The sequence below is a fragment of the Microbacterium fluvii genome, assembly GCF_025515205.1.
Taxonomy (GTDB): domain Bacteria; phylum Actinomycetota; class Actinomycetes; order Actinomycetales; family Microbacteriaceae; genus Microbacterium; species Microbacterium fluvii.
In genome coordinates this window covers 433,630-447,304 of the sequence record NZ_JAOPFX010000002.1, presented here as the reverse complement: position 1 = coordinate 447,304, position 13,675 = coordinate 433,630, and the positions used below count along the sequence as shown (strand labels likewise).

Here is a 13,675-nt window from a genome sequence, read left to right as displayed (position 1 = left end):
TGGATGTCGGGTGGGATGGGTCAGATGGCGATCTCGTCGACCCGCACGGGGCGGTTCTCACGGATCGAGCGATAGCCGGCTTCGATGAGCTGGATCGTGCGCACGTTGTCGGCGACCGTCAGTTCGGGTTCGGTCCCGCTGGCCAGCGCATACTGCAGCTGCTCCATGACGCCGATGAAAGCGTGCGGGAACCAGTGAGTTTCCCACTCGGGGGTCACCCACTGACCGTCGGTCGTGAGGGTCGACGCGTAGGTGAGCGTCGAGGGCTCGCCGGTGGGCCAGCCGATCGTGCCCTTCGCGACACCTTTGGTGCCCTCCACGCGCCAGGTGATCGCGACGTCGGACTCGTAGCCGTCTTCGCGCGGACCAGACCAGACGTCTTCGACCGAGAGCGCGAGAAGGCCTGAGGGGAAGCGCAGCGTGGAGACGACGATGCCGTCCTCGTGCGCGAACTCGGTCCGGGGGTCGGTGCGCGTGACGGTGTGGATCTCTTCGGGGTCTCCGAACAGGAACCGCAGCGCGTCGAGGTGGTGCACGCTCATGTTCGCGAGCGTGAGGCGGTCGTATCCCTCCAGGAAAGACTGCCAGTGCGGGATCGCGTTCATGTTGATCTGGGCGAAGACGACCTCGCCGAGATCGCCGCGGTCGAGGATCTGGCTGAGGACGCGGATCGACTGGTCGAAGCGCATGTTCTGGTTGACCGAGAGCAGCTTGCCGGCGGCGGCGGCCTCGTCTCGCAGCGACGCGGCCTCTTCGAGGGTGAGGGCGAGCGGCTTCTGCGCAAGAACGGCTTTGACGTGCGGCTGCGCGAGCGCGGCTCGGATGAGTGCGGGCTGCTGGTCGGGCGGGAAGGCGATGTCGACGATGTCGACGTTCTCGTCGGCGATGAGTTCGAGCGGAGTCTCATGGACCGTGGGGATGCCGTAGCGCTCCGCGAGTGCCTCTGCCTTGGACGGCGTCCGCGACGCGATCGCGACGACGGGGAACCCCGCCTGGCGATACGCCTCGAGGTGCACGTCGGCCATGATCATGCCGGCGCCGATCGCGCCGATGCGGAAGCCCGCCTCGCGCACGACCACGTCGGGAGCGAACTCCTCCACTGCTGCAGAACCCATGTCGTCCTGTCTCCCCTCTGCTCGCCTCTTCGCGAGCGGATCCTCACCGCCGTCGGTGGATCGAACGGTCGTCTTCCGGTCTTCGCCAACGCTACCCGTGACTTGCGGCAACGCTACTGGTAACGCTTTTGCTAACGCTACTGGCAGCGCTGTCAAAGTTACGGTAATGTCCACGGCAACATCCGTCAACACCGAGTCGACGATGTCGTGCAACCGGCCAGAGACGGCCGACTGCACGGGCCGAACCCGGGCCGATCGCATCATTCAAAGGAGAAGACATGCACTCAAAGCGCACCCGCAAGTGGGGCGTCACGGCAGCAACCGCAGCGGGGATCCTCGCTGCCGCAGCAGTACTCGGCGGCTGCACTTCTGCCCCTGCCGACAACACGGGCGATACGACGGGAAACGGCGGCGACGAGAAGTTCGTCATCGGCTTCCAGCAGCCGCTGGGCGGCCAGGCCTGGCGCGAGATGGGACTCGCCTCGCTGCAGGCGCTGGCGGCTCGCCCCGAGTACGCCGACATCGTGGAGTTGAAGATCGTCCGCACCAACGACAACGACGCCGCTCAGCAGAACGCCGCGATCCAGAACCTCATCGCGGAGGGCGTCGATGCCATCCTCTTCGACCCCGCCTCCGCCACCGGCGCCGACGCGGCAATCGCTCAGGCGAAGGCGGCAGGAATCCCGGTCTTCGCCAACGGCGGACCCTACGACAACGACTACGTGTACACGGTGTCCACCGACTGGGCCAACGCCGGCACCGTGGGCGCGGAGTGGCTCGTCGACCAGCTCGGCGACAACAAGGATGTCGCCGTGCTCGAAGGTCTTGCGGGGGTCCCGCTGAACGACGGGTCGATGCCCGGCGTGGAAGAGATCCTCACCAGCGGCGGCGCCAACATCGTCGCCCGCGGAACGAACGGGTGGAACGAGGCCGACGCACAGAAGAACATGGCGCAGATCCTGCAGTCGAACCCCGACCTCGGCGGCGTCTACTCGTTCCTGACCGGCGGTCAGGGGATCCCGGCGGCGTTCAAGGACGCCGGCATCGACTTCGTGCCGGTCGTCGGCGGCTCCGGCTACAACGGCGAGGCGTGCACACTCGTGGAGTACGCACCGGAGGGCCTGGTCGGCAACATGGTCTTCGGCCAGCCCGCCATCTACGCGAAGGGCCTGGAGCAGGCGGTCATGCTGCTGCAGGGCGACGAGATCGAGCAGACGCAGTTCTACCCCCCGCTGGAGATCACGGCCGACAACGCCGAGGACTTCTGCCTGCCCGACCAGCCAGACAACTTCCAGCTCGGCTACGACTTCCCCGGCCTCGACCTCACCGTCGACGAGGTCCTGAAGTACTACCAGCAGTAAGCCGACACCTGGAGACGTCGTGGACAACAACATCCTCCGGAGCGCCGCCGATGAGGCGGCGCTCCGGACGGAGCCACTCCTGGTGGCTTCCGATCTGACCAAGAGGTATGGCGCGGTGCGCGCCCTCGAAGACGCGAACTTCGAGTGCCGCCGAGGCGAGGTACTCGCCCTCGTCGGCGAGAACGGGGCGGGCAAGAGCACCGTCTCACGGATCCTCGCCGGCGCGACCGCGGCGACATCCGGATCCATCACCTTCAACGGGTCGCGCTTCGAGGTCTCCTCGATCGCCGAGGCCCGTGCCCGTGGCGTCGCGTGCGCCTTCCAAGAGCTCGCACTCGTGCCCGACTGGACGGTCGCCGAGAACCTCGCGCTCCCCGAGCGCCGAGGTCGCGGGCTGTTCTCACAGCGCGCGGCGAGAGAACTGGCCGACGAGCTGCTGACCGGCCTCGACGTCACCCACATCGACCCGTCTGCCGTGCTGGGAGATCTGCGGCTGGCCGATCGGCAGGTGATCGAGATCGTCAGAGCGATCGCGGCCGATCCTCGCCTGCTGATCCTCGATGAGGCCTCGTCTGCGCTGAGCCCCACCGGCGTGCAGTGGCTCTTCGACCGGATCCGAGACCTCACGGCCACCGGCGTGGGCATCATCTACGTCTCGCACCGCCTCAGCGAGATCTCCGAGATCGCCGACCGCGGCACGGTGCTGCGCGACGGCACGACCGTGGGCGAGTTCACGCGAGGCTCATGGTCGGACGATGACCTCGTCTCGCTCATGGCGGGCCGAACGGCTCGACGCCACTTCCCCGAGCGGCCCGCCTTGCCCGACGAGTCCGCTCCCCTCGCACTCGAGGTCGCCGGCCTCCGCTCGGAGGGGCTGGAGAACATCGACCTCACGGCTCGTCGTGGCGAGATCCTCGGCATCGGCGGGCTGCAGGGGCAGGGCCAGGCAGAGCTGCTGCGCTGCCTCTTCGGCGCCACCCCCGCCCTCGCCGACACGTGGAACGTCGGCGGGCGGCCGGTGCGCCGCCTCTCGCCCACGCGCGCCGTCTCGCGAGGGATGGGCTTCGTGCCGGAGGACCGCAAGACCGAAGGACTCGCGCTGACGCTCGGCGTGGGCGAGAACCTGCTCGCCCCGTGGCTGCGTCCCGCATCCCCCGGCGGCGATCTCGCCCTGCAGCGCTCGCGCACCTGGATCGACCACGTGCTGTCGAGCCTGAGCGTGCGCACCCGAGGGCCGAAAGAGACCGTCTCGGCACTGTCCGGCGGCAACCAGCAGAAAGTCGTCTTCGGTCGCTGGATCGATCGCGATCGAACCGTGCTGCTGCTGCACGACCCGACGCGCGGCATCGACGTGCGCGCGAAGCAGGAGCTGTACCGGGCCATGCTCGCCCTCGCCGAAGCCGGCGTCGCCATCGTGTGGTTCTCGACCGAAGTGGAGGAACTCGTGCACCTGTGCCACCGCGTCGCGGTGCTCTACCGAGGACGCGTCGCCCGCGTCCTGGAGGGCGACGCCATCACGCCGGACGCCATCGTCGGAGCGGCGGTGGGTACGGCATGAGTCCCACCACCACGACCATTCCTGCGCCGCCGCAGCCGGTCGGAGCTGTGCGCAGCGGTGTACGCCGCATGAAGTACGACGGCGCCATCGCTCCCGTCCTCGCCTTCGTGGTGTTCTTCGGGGTGTATCTCGCGATCAACCCCGGCCTGCTCACCCGGTTCCAGCTGCAGTCGGCGGCGAACCTCATCGCCCCCCTCGCTCTCATCGCGCTCGGCCAGCTGCTGATCGTCCTGATCGGCGGCATCGACATCTCGATCGGCGCGATCACGAGCCTGTGCAACGTCGTCTTCGCCACGCAGATCGCCAACCTCTCCGGGCCAGGGGCTCTGCTCATGTGCATCGCCACGGGTGTGCTGTGCGGAGCGCTCAACGGGGCGCTCGTGGCATACGCGAACCTCCCGGCGATCGCGGTGACGCTCGCGACCGCCTTCATCTTCGCGGCGCTCGCCAGGCAGATCCTCGACCGCCCCGGCGGAGCGCTCAGTGAGGAGATCTACCTGATCACGAGCGGCGAGCTGGTGCCCTTCGTGCCGATCTCGGTCGTCTGGCTGGCCCTCATCGCCGTCGCACTGTGGTTCTTCCTGCAGCGCACAGCGTTCGGTCGTCAGGTCTACGGAGTGGGCTCGGGTCGTCAGGCCGTGCAGTCGGCCGGGCTCAAGCCTCGGCTCACGATCCTTGTGACCTTCATGATCTCGGGAGGTCTCGTCGCGCTCGGGTCGATCCTCCTCGCCGGGTCCACCCTCACCGGCGACCCGCGCAGCGGCGACCCCTACCTGCTCAACTCCATCGCGGTGGTCGCATTGTCGGGGGCTGCCTTCGCGGGCGGGCGCGGCAGCATCCTCGGAACGGTCCTGGCCGCCGCGGTGCTGGGCATGGTCGGCAATCTGCTCTTCTTCGCCGGCATCAACTCCTACTGGCAATACGTCATCAGCGCGCTGATCATCCTCGCGGTGGTCGTCATCCCGCGCCTGGTCGGCTTCGCCGTCCGAACCTCAACCCTGCGGAGGAAGCACGATGAGTGACACGCAGACCGTCGTCAATGAGCAAGAGGACGCCCCCGAACCTCGCCCGGCACAGGGCGCCGTCGCACGCGTGGTCTCACGCATGCCGCGCGCGGGATGGGGCATCGTCATCTTCGTCACGCTGTTCGTGATCGGCGGCATCCTGAGGCCGTCGCTGTTCACCCTCCCCGGCCTGATCAGCACGGCGACCTTCGCGGCGATCCTCGCGGTCGCCTCGTACGGGCAGACGATCGCGGTCATCCAGGGCGGCATCGATCTGTCGGTGCCGAACACGATCGCCTTCTCCGCCCTCGGCTTCCTCACCTGGACGGCCGCCTTCGGCCCGGGCGTGGCCTTGGCGATGGCACTCGCCAGCGGCGTCGTCATCGGGCTGCTCAACGGTCTGATCATCGCGAAGATCGGGCTCACCCCCATCGTCACGACGATCGCCATGAACGGATTGCTGTTCGGCTTGCTGCTGCTGAACTTCCGCCTGTCGGAACTCACAGTCGTGCCCGATCTCGTGACGGCGTTCACCGCCGCCAAGGTGTCGATCTTCGGACTGTCGGTCGCCGCAGTGCTGCCCACGGCGATCATCCTCATGATCGTGCTGCAGATCGTGTTGAGCTGGACGGGATGGGGCCGCTCGCTGTTCCTCGTCGGCGCCCGCGAAGAGGCGGCGCGGCTGGCGGGGCAGCCCGTCGCCCGCATCCGCATCTCGGGTTACGCCGTCTCGGGGCTGCTCGCGGCCTTCGCCGGCATCGTCATCGTCGGCTACTTCCAGCAGGCCGAGACCACGATGGGCAACTCCTACCTGCTCGGCTCGGTGGCGGCCGTCATCGTCGGCGGCGCATCCATGTTCGGCGGCCGAGGATCGATGATCGGCACCTTCGTCGGAGCCCTCGTGCTCGGCCAGGTCTCGACGCTCGTCGCCGTGTTCAACCTCGGTGCGACGGTGCAGAACCTCATCTACGGCGTCATCATCCTCGCCGTGCTGGCCGCCTACGGACGCGAACGCACCTCATGACGAGGCCCCGGAGAACACTGATCGAGAACTGCAGCGAACTCGGATGAAGACTCCCCGCTCGGCTCGCCGGGCGGGGAGTCTTCATCCGACAGAGCGAGGTCGATCAGTCGGGCTCCGGCGTGAGCCACCCGTCGCTGAGCGAGCGCAGCTGACGGCTTCGGGCCCGAAGGCGCGCGACAGCGGGATCGTCGTTCTCGCCGGCGATGAGGCTCACTGTGAAGCCGAACCGCTTGGCCGCGATGTGGCCGTAGGCGACGATGCGCCGCAGCGCCTCGATGAGCGCCGTCGCGGGATCGCCGCGGTCGAGGTCGATGCTGTGGCGGAAGCCGCCGGGGTCGTTGATCGACACCTCGTCGTCGATGATCACCACGACACCGCGCTCGGGCGGCGCTCCGGCGGGCGCGACATCGAGATAGAGCACGCTGCCGGCGATGCTGCCCGCCTCGGTCTGCAGCCGCCCGGGGAAGTCCCCGTGCAGGCGCTGGGCGACCCGCTCCAGATCGACCAGGGTCAACTTCGCCACGTCGGTCACGGCGGCCTCTCAATCCTCGTAGAGCGAATACGAAAGCACGGTGTCGACGGGCAGCTGCGGGTTCGCTTCGAGCGCGACCACCTCGAAGCCGACGATGCGTCCGGACTCCTGGGAGACCAGCATCCGCATCTCGACGAACCCCTCGGGCTGAACGACCGACAGACCCACGACCGCGCGCCCCGTGCGGTCGACGCCCGAACCGAGCACCCGCACGTCGTCGGTGGCCAGGAGCGCACGCAGCAGCTGCGCGTGCTGCGCGTCGGTGAGCGTCCACTGCTGCAGCGCCGACTCGGTCGCCACGAACACCGCGTAGCCCGACGACGGATCGGTCAGGCCGAGCGCCGCGAGCATGTCGGCGATGTCGTCGGCGGAGTCGCCCGGCGGGTCGACGACGGGCGTGCCGAACTCGCCCGGCGCGAACTCTATCTCCCAGACGAGCGTGCCCGGCGTGCGGGCGGCCGTCGGGATCTCGGTGGTGTCGTCGTCGCCCCAGTACGGCTTTCCGGCGACGACCCGCACGCTGCCCGACAGATCCTCGTTCCAGCGCAGCGTCGACACCTCGGCCCGGATGAGGCGGCGGGGATCGCTCTGATCGTCGCCATCGAGGTCGTAGTACCAGCCGGTCGTCACGACCTCGCGCCGTGGCTCGGCGGGTCCGTCGCCGCGCAAGAGGGCACGTTCCGCATCGGTCACGACGTCCTCCAGTGTCTTGCCCTCGTCGGTGAACGCCATCGGCTCGGGTTTCGCGGCGGTCGCAGTCGTGTCTCCGACGCCCGTCGGGGTGGCGAGCACGAGCACGGTCGCCACGATCGCCGCGAGCGGGGCCAGCAGCGACCACCACAGCGGCCGCAGGCCCCGCCTGCGGGGCGCGGGGACGGGAGATGTCGGATGCTGCGCCATGATCCGATCGCGCAGCGCGAGCTCGCGCGGCCCCGGGCCACGCATCGCGCCCTCCTTCAACGGATCGGCCAGGCGCAGCATCCGCTCGAGGTTCTCGTCGCCGGTCATCGCTTCGCACCTCCCACCGCAGCGGCCTCGCCGATCGACGCACGCAGCTTGGCGCGCGCCCGGGTCAGCATCGTCCACACGGCACCCGGCTTGCAGCCGAGCACCTCCCCCACCTCATCGGCGCTCAGCCCCTCCCAATAGGTCAGCAGCAGTGCCTCGCGCTCGCGCTCGGCGAGCCCGGCCATCGCATCGTGCAGCGTGAGCAGGTCGTCGAGGTCTGCGCGGTCGGGCGCCTCCTCGAGCCGCCGGGCGAGGGCCTCTTCTGCGCGGGTGCGGCGCACGTGCCGACGGAGGTGGTCGGACAGCCGGTTCATCGCGGTGCGCAGCAGCCAGCCCCGGCCGAAGGGGTCTTCCGGCTGCTGCTTCTCCCAGGCGATGCGGAACACGTCCGCAGCGATCTCCTCAGCGATCCCCTCATCGCTCAGGCGCCGGCGCACGTAGGCGGAGACGGTCGCCCAGTGCTCGTCGAACAACTCGACGAACGCCTCCTCACGACTGCCCAACGACACTTCCGTTTCTGCGACATGGGCGCCGCACCCCGCGACCCCTCACCTTCAAAGTCGTCGCATCCGAACGATCCTTACAAACCGATCCGGGATTCGTGCAATCGCGCCCGCGCCCTCGTCTTCGCCGGCCCATACGATCGAAGGATGAGCGCATCCCTCGTCTTCGTCGCAAACGCCGGCGACGGCACCATCTCGACCTTCCGGTTCACCGGCGACGCCCTCGAACTCCTGTCGACGACCGAAGGACTCACCGGCTGCTCGACCTTCGTCGTCGACGGCGAGCGCGATCTGGTGTACGCAGCCGTCAAGGGCGCCCCCGCCGGCATCGTCACCCTCGCGCTGGATCGCGAAACCGGCGCGCTCACCGAGGTCGCCCGCCGCGACCTCGACGGCGGGGGCCTCAACTACATCGCCCTCACCCGCGGCGGCACCGCGCTTCTGGGTGCGTCGTACGGCGGCGGGTACGGCATCATCGCCCCGATCGACGGAAGCCGCATCGGCGCCGACGTCTCGCGCATCTCGTACCCGAACCTGCACTCGGTGCTGCCCAGCGCCGACGGCCGCTTCGCCTACTTCGTCTCGCTCGGCGCCGATCTGGTGGCGCAGTACGCGATCGCCGACGACCTCTTACTCACCCCGCTCGCCGAGCCCACCGTCGCCGCCTCCGCCGGCAGCGGCCCTCGGCACCTCGTGCTGTCGGCCGCGCAGGACGCCGTGTACGTGCTCACCGAGTTCTCGGCCGAAGTGCTGCACTTCGCCCGTGACCTCGACACCGGGATGCTGTCGCTCCAGGGCGCGACGGCCGCGTTCGACGCCGCGGCGGGCCTCGGCCGCAGCCGATTCGGCGCAGACCCGCGCGCCGAGCACCTCATCTGGGGTGCCGACCTGCACTTCGGCGCCGACGGGCAGACCCTGTGGGCGTCGGAGCGCACCGAGAGCACGCTGGGCGCCGTGACCGTCGGCGCCGGCGGCACACTCACGCCACCCGCCCGCTTCACCGTCACCGAGCCCCAGCCGCGTGGCTTCGCCCTGACCCCCGACGGGTCGCGGCTGGTCGCCGCCGGTGAGCGGTCGACCACCGTGTCGCTCTATGCCGTCGAGGGCGACCGCCTCGACCTGCTGCAGCAGGCAGAGACCGGCTGGGGCGCCAACTGGGTGCGCTTCGCCTGACCTGGCGAGGTAAGGCTACGCTTACCAGAAAGCGTCTTTGATCTGGGATAAAAACGGCGGACCCTCCTGTTGCGAAGCCGGCGCGCGGCGTAGCCTCTTCGCAGACGAGTTCAGGAGGCTCCCATGAGCATGACCCTCGAAGACCTTCCCCGCGTGTCGGAGTGCGCGGTGGCGGGCTGTTCCTACAACGACCACTCGCACTGCCACGCCGCCGCCGTCACGATCGGCACCTCCGCGGGCGAGACGGAATGCGCGACCTTCGTGCCGCTGGGCACGAGAGGCGGCCTCGACAAGGTCGTCACGCACGTCGGCGCGTGCAAGCGCTCGGAGTGCGTGCACAACGAGTCGCTCGAGTGCACTGCGGATGCGGTGCGCATCGGCCCCGGCGCAGAAGCGGCCGACTGCCTCACCTATCAGCCGGCCTGACGGGCGCTCGGCACCGCCTCGACCGCCGCTACCCCTGCCCCGGCGCGCCCCATACCCCGCCGCCGGGCGGCGTCGGGCACACAGCACCCTCGGCGAGCGCAGCGATCTCGGCTCTCACCGCCACCCCGTCGTGGATCTTCTCGACCGTGTAGACGATGCCCTCCTGCGACCCGGGGGCGGGAATGTAGCCGACCGTCGCCGACTGGATCGCAGGGTCGTCGGATGCCGGTCCGACGGCCGTCGAGACGAGGTCGGCAGTGGGGTTCTCGATGAACCACTGCGTCGCCTCGCCGACGGTCGTGTCGGGGATCGCCCAGAAGGCCACGAGCTTCTCGACCGGACTGCACACCCATCCCGTGTACGAACTGAACCGCGCGACCTCGGGGCGAGCGGGCACCGCTCCCGCCGGAAGGCTGGCGGCGTCGAGCCACGCCTGCGCCTGCGCGAGTGCGGCAGCATCCGTCGTCGGCGTCGACGCACTCGACCCGGCGGGCGCACTCGTTTCGGCCGGCGCACCCAGCGCAGCATCGCCGACGTCGGTGGCGCAGCCGGCGAGGGCGAGCGCGATCAGGGGCGCGACGGTCATCGACCATGAACGGTGACGCATGCCCTCACCTTAGTCAGGCGCTCCGCGGCCCCAGCGGCCGAGCGCCTCGATCGCCTCACCCAGCGCGCGCCCGCGGTCGGTCAGCGCGTAGGCGCGGGTGTTGTGCCGGAGAGGCAGTCGCCGGAGCACGCCGGCCGCTTCGAGTTCGCGCAGGCGGGTCGCGAGCATGTTCGTCGGCACCCCGAGTTCGCGCTGCAGGTCTCCGTAGCGCTGCGGACCCTCCAGCAGCTGCTCGACGATGAGCAGCGCCCAGCGCGCTCCGACGACCTCGAGTGCTGCGGCGAGGTCGCTCACGCCGTCGCGTCGGGCTTCATCCAGAACGGCGAGTAGTGGTAGCCGTCGGGGTCGTCGAACTGGCGCTGGTACATGAACGGGTAGTCGTCGGTGTCGCCGATGCGACCGCCGGCGGCCCCGGCGCGCTCGACGATTTCGTCGACCGCCTCTCGGCTGCCGAGGTCGAACGAGACCGTGACCTTCGAGGGAGTGTCAGGGCCCCCGATCAGCTCCTCGCTGCCGCCGACACTCGCGTACATCTCGCGACTGCCGAGCATGACGTACTGCTCGGGCGCGATCGCGAAGCACGACACGTTGTGATCCGACATCTCCGCGTTGAGGGTCCAGCCGAGAGCCGTGTAGAAGACGGTCGCGCGCTCGACGTCGGCGACCGGGCAGGTGATGAAGATGCTCATGCGGGTGATACTTGCAAAATGCAAGTGCTTCGTCAAGACCCCGACGCAGACTGCGGTCGCCGACGCCGTCAGCGAAGAGCGAGCGACTCGGCGCGCACTTCGACGCGCCGGCCGACCATCGCGGCGATTGCGCCGCCGACGAGCAGTGCGAGCACTGCGCCGGCGAGGCTCTGCGCCCCGAGCCATCCCGCGACCGGGTAGCCGATGAGGAAGCAGGCGTGCGAGAGCGAGAACTGCGCCGTGTAGACGAGGGTGCGGTTGCCTTCGTCGGATGCGGCCAGCAGCAGGCGCGCGGACGGGGTGTTGATCAGCGAGGTGCCGGCGCCGAGCACGGCCCAGACGACCAGGAGCGGCCACCAGGCGATGCCCGCCCCGATCGCGATCGTGAAGACCAGCGCGGCGGCGAGCCCGGCGACGATGACGACGGCGCCCGCGCGCATCGTCCGCGCGACGCCGAGCCTGTCGACGAGGCGTGGGGTGTTCAGTGCGACGAGCAGCGATCCGATTCCGTAGGCGGCATAGGCGACGGCGAGAGCGCTGTCGCCCAGAGCGAAGACGCTCTTGATGTAGACGACGCTGTTCACCAGGACGAGCGCCGTGCCGGAGGCGACGACGACGTTCATCAGCATGAGGAACCGCAGGCTGGGGGTGCGCGCGAAGATGCGGACCCCCTCGATGGTCCGCCGCCAGAAGCTCATCGCGACCGGGCCGACAGCGCGCGGCGGGATGGCGGTGGAGAGGACGAGCGTCGCGGAGCCCAGGAACCCGATGACGGTCGCGGCGAAGAGGTTGCTGTAAGAGATGACGGTGAGCAGCGCCGCCGCGACGATGGGACTGACGATCGCCTCGAGGTCGTAGGCCAAGCGCGACAGCGACAGGGCCTTGGTGTAGTCGCCTTCGTCGGTGAGGATGCTGGGGATCGTCGACTGGAACGTCGGGGTGAAGGTCGCCGAGGCCGATTGCAGCAGGAAGATCAGCACATAGATCTGCCACACCTCGGTGACGAACGGCAGCCCGAGCGCCATCAGCGCCCTGACGACGTCGGCGCCGATCATCACGGTCTTGCGTGGCAGGCGGTCGACGGCGGCGGCGATGATCGGGGCAAGGCCGACGTACGCGACCATCTTGATCGTCAGCGCCGTGCCGACGACGGCGCCCGCGTTCTCGCCGGCGAGCTCGAATGCGAGCAGTCCGAGCGCGACGGTGAGCATGCCCGTGCCGAGAAGTGCGATCACCTGGGCGGTGAAGAGCTTGCGGTACGAGCGGTCGCGCAGAACGGTGAGCAGGTTCGCGTTCACGGTGCGCGATGGTGCACCGGGTCGGCGTCGACGGCGTGCTCGGCCTGCAGGATCGCCTCCCGGATCACCCGGGTCGCGTGCTCATCGGTCAGCGAATAGAACGCCCTGTTCCCGTCGTTGCGCGCGGTCACCATCCGCGCCCACCGCAGCTTCGCGAGGTGCTGCGAGACGGCGGGGCCCGGCCTGTCGACGATGTCTGCGATGTGATTGACCGACAGCTCACCGTCGCGCAACGCCAGCAGAATGCGCACACGGGTCTGATCCGCCAGCAGCCGGAACACCTCGACGGCTACCTCGATGTACGGGGAGTCGACGCCGAGATGTTCAGAGTTCGTATCTGCGTGCATGCGAAGATACTAACGCATGGCGTTCGCGATGGATGAGTCGTCCGACGCCGAGTGCTCCTCGATGAGGATGCCGGGCAGTGTGCGGAGATCATCGAGGTCGAGCAGATCCGCCATCGTCACGCCGCCCCGGCGATCGCGCACGGCGATCCGCTGGGCGGCGAGCGCCGCCATGAGACCGGTCGCGGCCGACTGACCGATGCCCGCGGCGCTCAGCGTGCGCCGCGACTCGCGGTGGGTGGCGCTCACCCGCCAGCCGCTGCCGCCGAGGTGCGGTGCGCGCTTCAGCAGCGGGCCGAGCCGGGGCACAGCACCGACGAGCCCCAGCGCGGCGGTCGCCGTGACGGTGTCCATCGCCAGCCAGCTGCGCACCTGCACTCCTGTCGCGGCGCCGATGAGGAGGTCGTCGGGAAAGTCCGCTCGCAGGTGGGTGCGGGACGACCTGGTGTCGATGGGCAGCCGACGACGGCCTCGGAGATTCGTGACCGGCCGCTCCTCCGGCGCGGCATAGACGACGGTGCCGGCGAGGCGAGCCGTCCATTCGACGGCGGCGGCACCGTGCGCTTCGCCGCCGCCGAGCATGACGCCGATGTCGATGGAGTCCCCGGCGAGGGCACCGAGCGCGCGGGCGAGGATCGTGCTGATCCCGGGTGCGATGCCCGCACCGAGCACGACCGCGCCACCCTCGGGCACTCGCGCGGCGAGTCGCTCGAGATGCGGAGCGCTCGCCGAGACATCGACGAGCGCCGTCTCGCCGACCGCGTCCTGCACCGCGGCGAGCTCGAGTCCCGTCGCATCGATCACGACGCTCACCTCGCGCACCAGGGCCGCGAGGTCGGCCAGCCCGTCGACCGTCGTCACATCGATCGCGACGATTCCCGGCCCACCGGTACGCCCCGCCCGCAGGGCCGGAATTCCGAGATCGGCGAGCGCAGCGATCGCCGCCGCCCCCACCGCGCCGCGCGCGCCGAGCACCAGCATCCGAACGTCGTCCATTCCAACTCCAACCATTCAGTTGGATCGAACCTAACAT

General features: G+C 69.3%; 16 protein-coding genes. 6 read left to right on the top strand and 10 right to left on the bottom strand.

What is annotated here, in order from left to right; genetic code table 11:
* Positions 1 to 20 precede the first annotated feature (20 nt).
* Positions 21 to 1,115: a Gfo/Idh/MocA family protein gene (locus OAW74_RS10715; protein WP_262874350.1), complete on the bottom strand. Its 1,095-nt coding sequence runs from the start codon at positions 1,113 to 1,115 to the stop codon at positions 21 to 23.
* A 278-nt stretch (positions 1,116 to 1,393) separates the two neighbouring features.
* On the opposite strand from OAW74_RS10715, the gene OAW74_RS10710 reads away from it, so the two are divergent.
* From OAW74_RS10710 to OAW74_RS10695, 4 genes are all read left to right on the top strand, one after another.
* Positions 1,394 to 2,476 (top strand): substrate-binding domain-containing protein, encoded by a 1,083-nt coding sequence (locus OAW74_RS10710; RefSeq protein ID WP_262874349.1) that lies wholly within the window; start codon positions 1,394 to 1,396, stop codon positions 2,474 to 2,476.
* A gap of 82 nt (positions 2,477 to 2,558) precedes the next feature.
* A complete protein-coding gene (locus OAW74_RS10705) occupies positions 2,559 to 4,034 on the top strand; it encodes a sugar ABC transporter ATP-binding protein (protein ID WP_262874348.1) in 1,476 nt (491 codons plus the stop codon).
* Complete coding sequence (locus tag OAW74_RS10700) at positions 4,031 to 5,056, top strand: ABC transporter permease (RefSeq protein ID WP_262874347.1); 1,026 nt, start codon at positions 4,031 to 4,033, stop codon at positions 5,054 to 5,056. Before OAW74_RS10705 ends, OAW74_RS10700 begins: the two co-directional genes overlap by 4 nt.
* Complete coding sequence (locus tag OAW74_RS10695; RefSeq protein ID WP_262874346.1) at positions 5,049 to 6,062, top strand: ABC transporter permease; 1,014 nt, start codon at positions 5,049 to 5,051, stop codon at positions 6,060 to 6,062. Before OAW74_RS10700 ends, OAW74_RS10695 begins: the two co-directional genes overlap by 8 nt.
* 103 nt (positions 6,063 to 6,165) lie before the next feature.
* Here the strand turns inward: OAW74_RS10695 and OAW74_RS10690 are convergent, their stop codons facing one another.
* The 3 genes from OAW74_RS10690 to OAW74_RS10680 are packed head-to-tail and all read right to left on the bottom strand — an operon-like array spanning position 6,166 to position 8,111.
* The gene (locus OAW74_RS10690; RefSeq protein ID WP_262874345.1) at positions 6,166 to 6,594 is read right to left on the bottom strand and encodes a hypothetical protein; all 429 of its coding nucleotides are present in this window, start codon (positions 6,592 to 6,594) and stop codon (positions 6,166 to 6,168) included.
* A gap of 9 nt (positions 6,595 to 6,603) precedes the next feature.
* The gene (locus tag OAW74_RS10685; RefSeq protein WP_262874344.1) at positions 6,604 to 7,602 is read right to left on the bottom strand and encodes a hypothetical protein; all 999 of its coding nucleotides are present in this window, start codon (positions 7,600 to 7,602) and stop codon (positions 6,604 to 6,606) included.
* The gene (locus OAW74_RS10680; protein ID WP_262874343.1) at positions 7,599 to 8,111 is read right to left on the bottom strand and encodes an RNA polymerase sigma factor; all 513 of its coding nucleotides are present in this window, start codon (positions 8,109 to 8,111) and stop codon (positions 7,599 to 7,601) included. Before OAW74_RS10680 ends, OAW74_RS10685 begins: the two co-directional genes overlap by 4 nt.
* A 141-nt stretch (positions 8,112 to 8,252) precedes the next feature.
* Here OAW74_RS10680 and OAW74_RS10675 point away from each other — a divergent pair, with 141 nt between their 5' ends.
* Both OAW74_RS10675 and OAW74_RS10670 read left to right on the top strand, forming a co-directional pair.
* A complete protein-coding gene (locus OAW74_RS10675; RefSeq protein WP_262874342.1) occupies positions 8,253 to 9,278 on the top strand; it encodes a lactonase family protein in 1,026 nt (341 codons plus the stop codon).
* A 123-nt stretch (positions 9,279 to 9,401) separates the two neighbouring features.
* Positions 9,402 to 9,704: a DUF1540 domain-containing protein gene (locus tag OAW74_RS10670; protein WP_262874341.1), complete on the top strand. Its 303-nt coding sequence runs from the start codon at positions 9,402 to 9,404 to the stop codon at positions 9,702 to 9,704.
* Positions 9,705 to 9,732: 28 nt separating this feature from the next.
* Here OAW74_RS10670 and OAW74_RS10665 read toward each other — a convergent pair whose 3' ends face one another.
* From OAW74_RS10665 to OAW74_RS10640, 6 genes are all read right to left on the bottom strand, one after another.
* Positions 9,733 to 10,290 carry a hypothetical protein gene (locus OAW74_RS10665; RefSeq protein WP_262874340.1) on the bottom strand — a complete coding sequence of 186 codons (558 nt, stop codon included), beginning with the start codon at positions 10,288 to 10,290 and terminating at the stop codon, positions 9,733 to 9,735.
* Positions 10,291 to 10,320: 30 nt separating this feature from the next.
* Positions 10,321 to 10,605, bottom strand: coding sequence for a winged helix-turn-helix transcriptional regulator (locus OAW74_RS10660; RefSeq protein WP_262874339.1), 285 nt, complete (start codon positions 10,603 to 10,605; stop codon positions 10,321 to 10,323).
* Positions 10,602 to 11,000, bottom strand: a complete 399-nt coding sequence (locus OAW74_RS10655) for a VOC family protein (RefSeq protein WP_262874338.1) — start codon at positions 10,998 to 11,000, stop codon at positions 10,602 to 10,604. The genes OAW74_RS10660 and OAW74_RS10655 overlap by 4 nt, the downstream gene beginning before the upstream one ends.
* A 68-nt stretch (positions 11,001 to 11,068) precedes the next feature.
* A complete protein-coding gene (locus tag OAW74_RS10650) occupies positions 11,069 to 12,298 on the bottom strand; it encodes an MFS transporter (RefSeq protein WP_316250221.1) in 1,230 nt (409 codons plus the stop codon).
* On the bottom strand, positions 12,295 to 12,645 hold the full coding sequence (locus OAW74_RS10645) for an ArsR/SmtB family transcription factor (protein WP_262874337.1): 351 nt from the start codon (positions 12,643 to 12,645) through the stop codon (positions 12,295 to 12,297). The genes OAW74_RS10650 and OAW74_RS10645 overlap by 4 nt, the downstream gene beginning before the upstream one ends.
* 9 nt (positions 12,646 to 12,654) lie before the next feature.
* Positions 12,655 to 13,638: a hypothetical protein gene (locus OAW74_RS10640; RefSeq protein ID WP_262874336.1), complete on the bottom strand. Its 984-nt coding sequence runs from the start codon at positions 13,636 to 13,638 to the stop codon at positions 12,655 to 12,657.
* Positions 13,639 to 13,675: the final 37 nt, after the last annotated feature.

What these genes read in the sequence shown, in the direction of transcription:
- OAW74_RS10715 (WP_262874350.1), bottom strand. Translation starts at nt 1,115, where the DNA reads ATGGGTTCTGCAGCAGTGGAGGAGTTCGCTCCCGACGTGGTCGTGCGC.
- OAW74_RS10665 (WP_262874340.1), bottom strand. Translation starts at nt 10,290, where the DNA reads ATGACCGTCGCGCCCCTGATCGCGCTCGCCCTCGCCGGCTGCGCCACC.
- OAW74_RS10695 (WP_262874346.1), top strand. Translation starts at nt 5,049, where the DNA reads ATGAGTGACACGCAGACCGTCGTCAATGAGCAAGAGGACGCCCCCGAA.
- OAW74_RS10710 (WP_262874349.1), top strand. Translation starts at nt 1,394, where the DNA reads ATGCACTCAAAGCGCACCCGCAAGTGGGGCGTCACGGCAGCAACCGCA.
- OAW74_RS10645 (WP_262874337.1), bottom strand. Translation starts at nt 12,645, where the DNA reads ATGCACGCAGATACGAACTCTGAACATCTCGGCGTCGACTCCCCGTAC.
- OAW74_RS10675 (WP_262874342.1), top strand. Translation starts at nt 8,253, where the DNA reads ATGAGCGCATCCCTCGTCTTCGTCGCAAACGCCGGCGACGGCACCATC.
- OAW74_RS10670 (WP_262874341.1), top strand. Translation starts at nt 9,402, where the DNA reads ATGAGCATGACCCTCGAAGACCTTCCCCGCGTGTCGGAGTGCGCGGTG.
- OAW74_RS10640 (WP_262874336.1), bottom strand. Translation starts at nt 13,638, where the DNA reads ATGGACGACGTTCGGATGCTGGTGCTCGGCGCGCGCGGCGCGGTGGGG.
- OAW74_RS10655 (WP_262874338.1), bottom strand. Translation starts at nt 11,000, where the DNA reads ATGAGCATCTTCATCACCTGCCCGGTCGCCGACGTCGAGCGCGCGACC.
- OAW74_RS10700 (WP_262874347.1), top strand. Translation starts at nt 4,031, where the DNA reads ATGAGTCCCACCACCACGACCATTCCTGCGCCGCCGCAGCCGGTCGGA.
- OAW74_RS10685 (WP_262874344.1), bottom strand. Translation starts at nt 7,602, where the DNA reads ATGACCGGCGACGAGAACCTCGAGCGGATGCTGCGCCTGGCCGATCCG.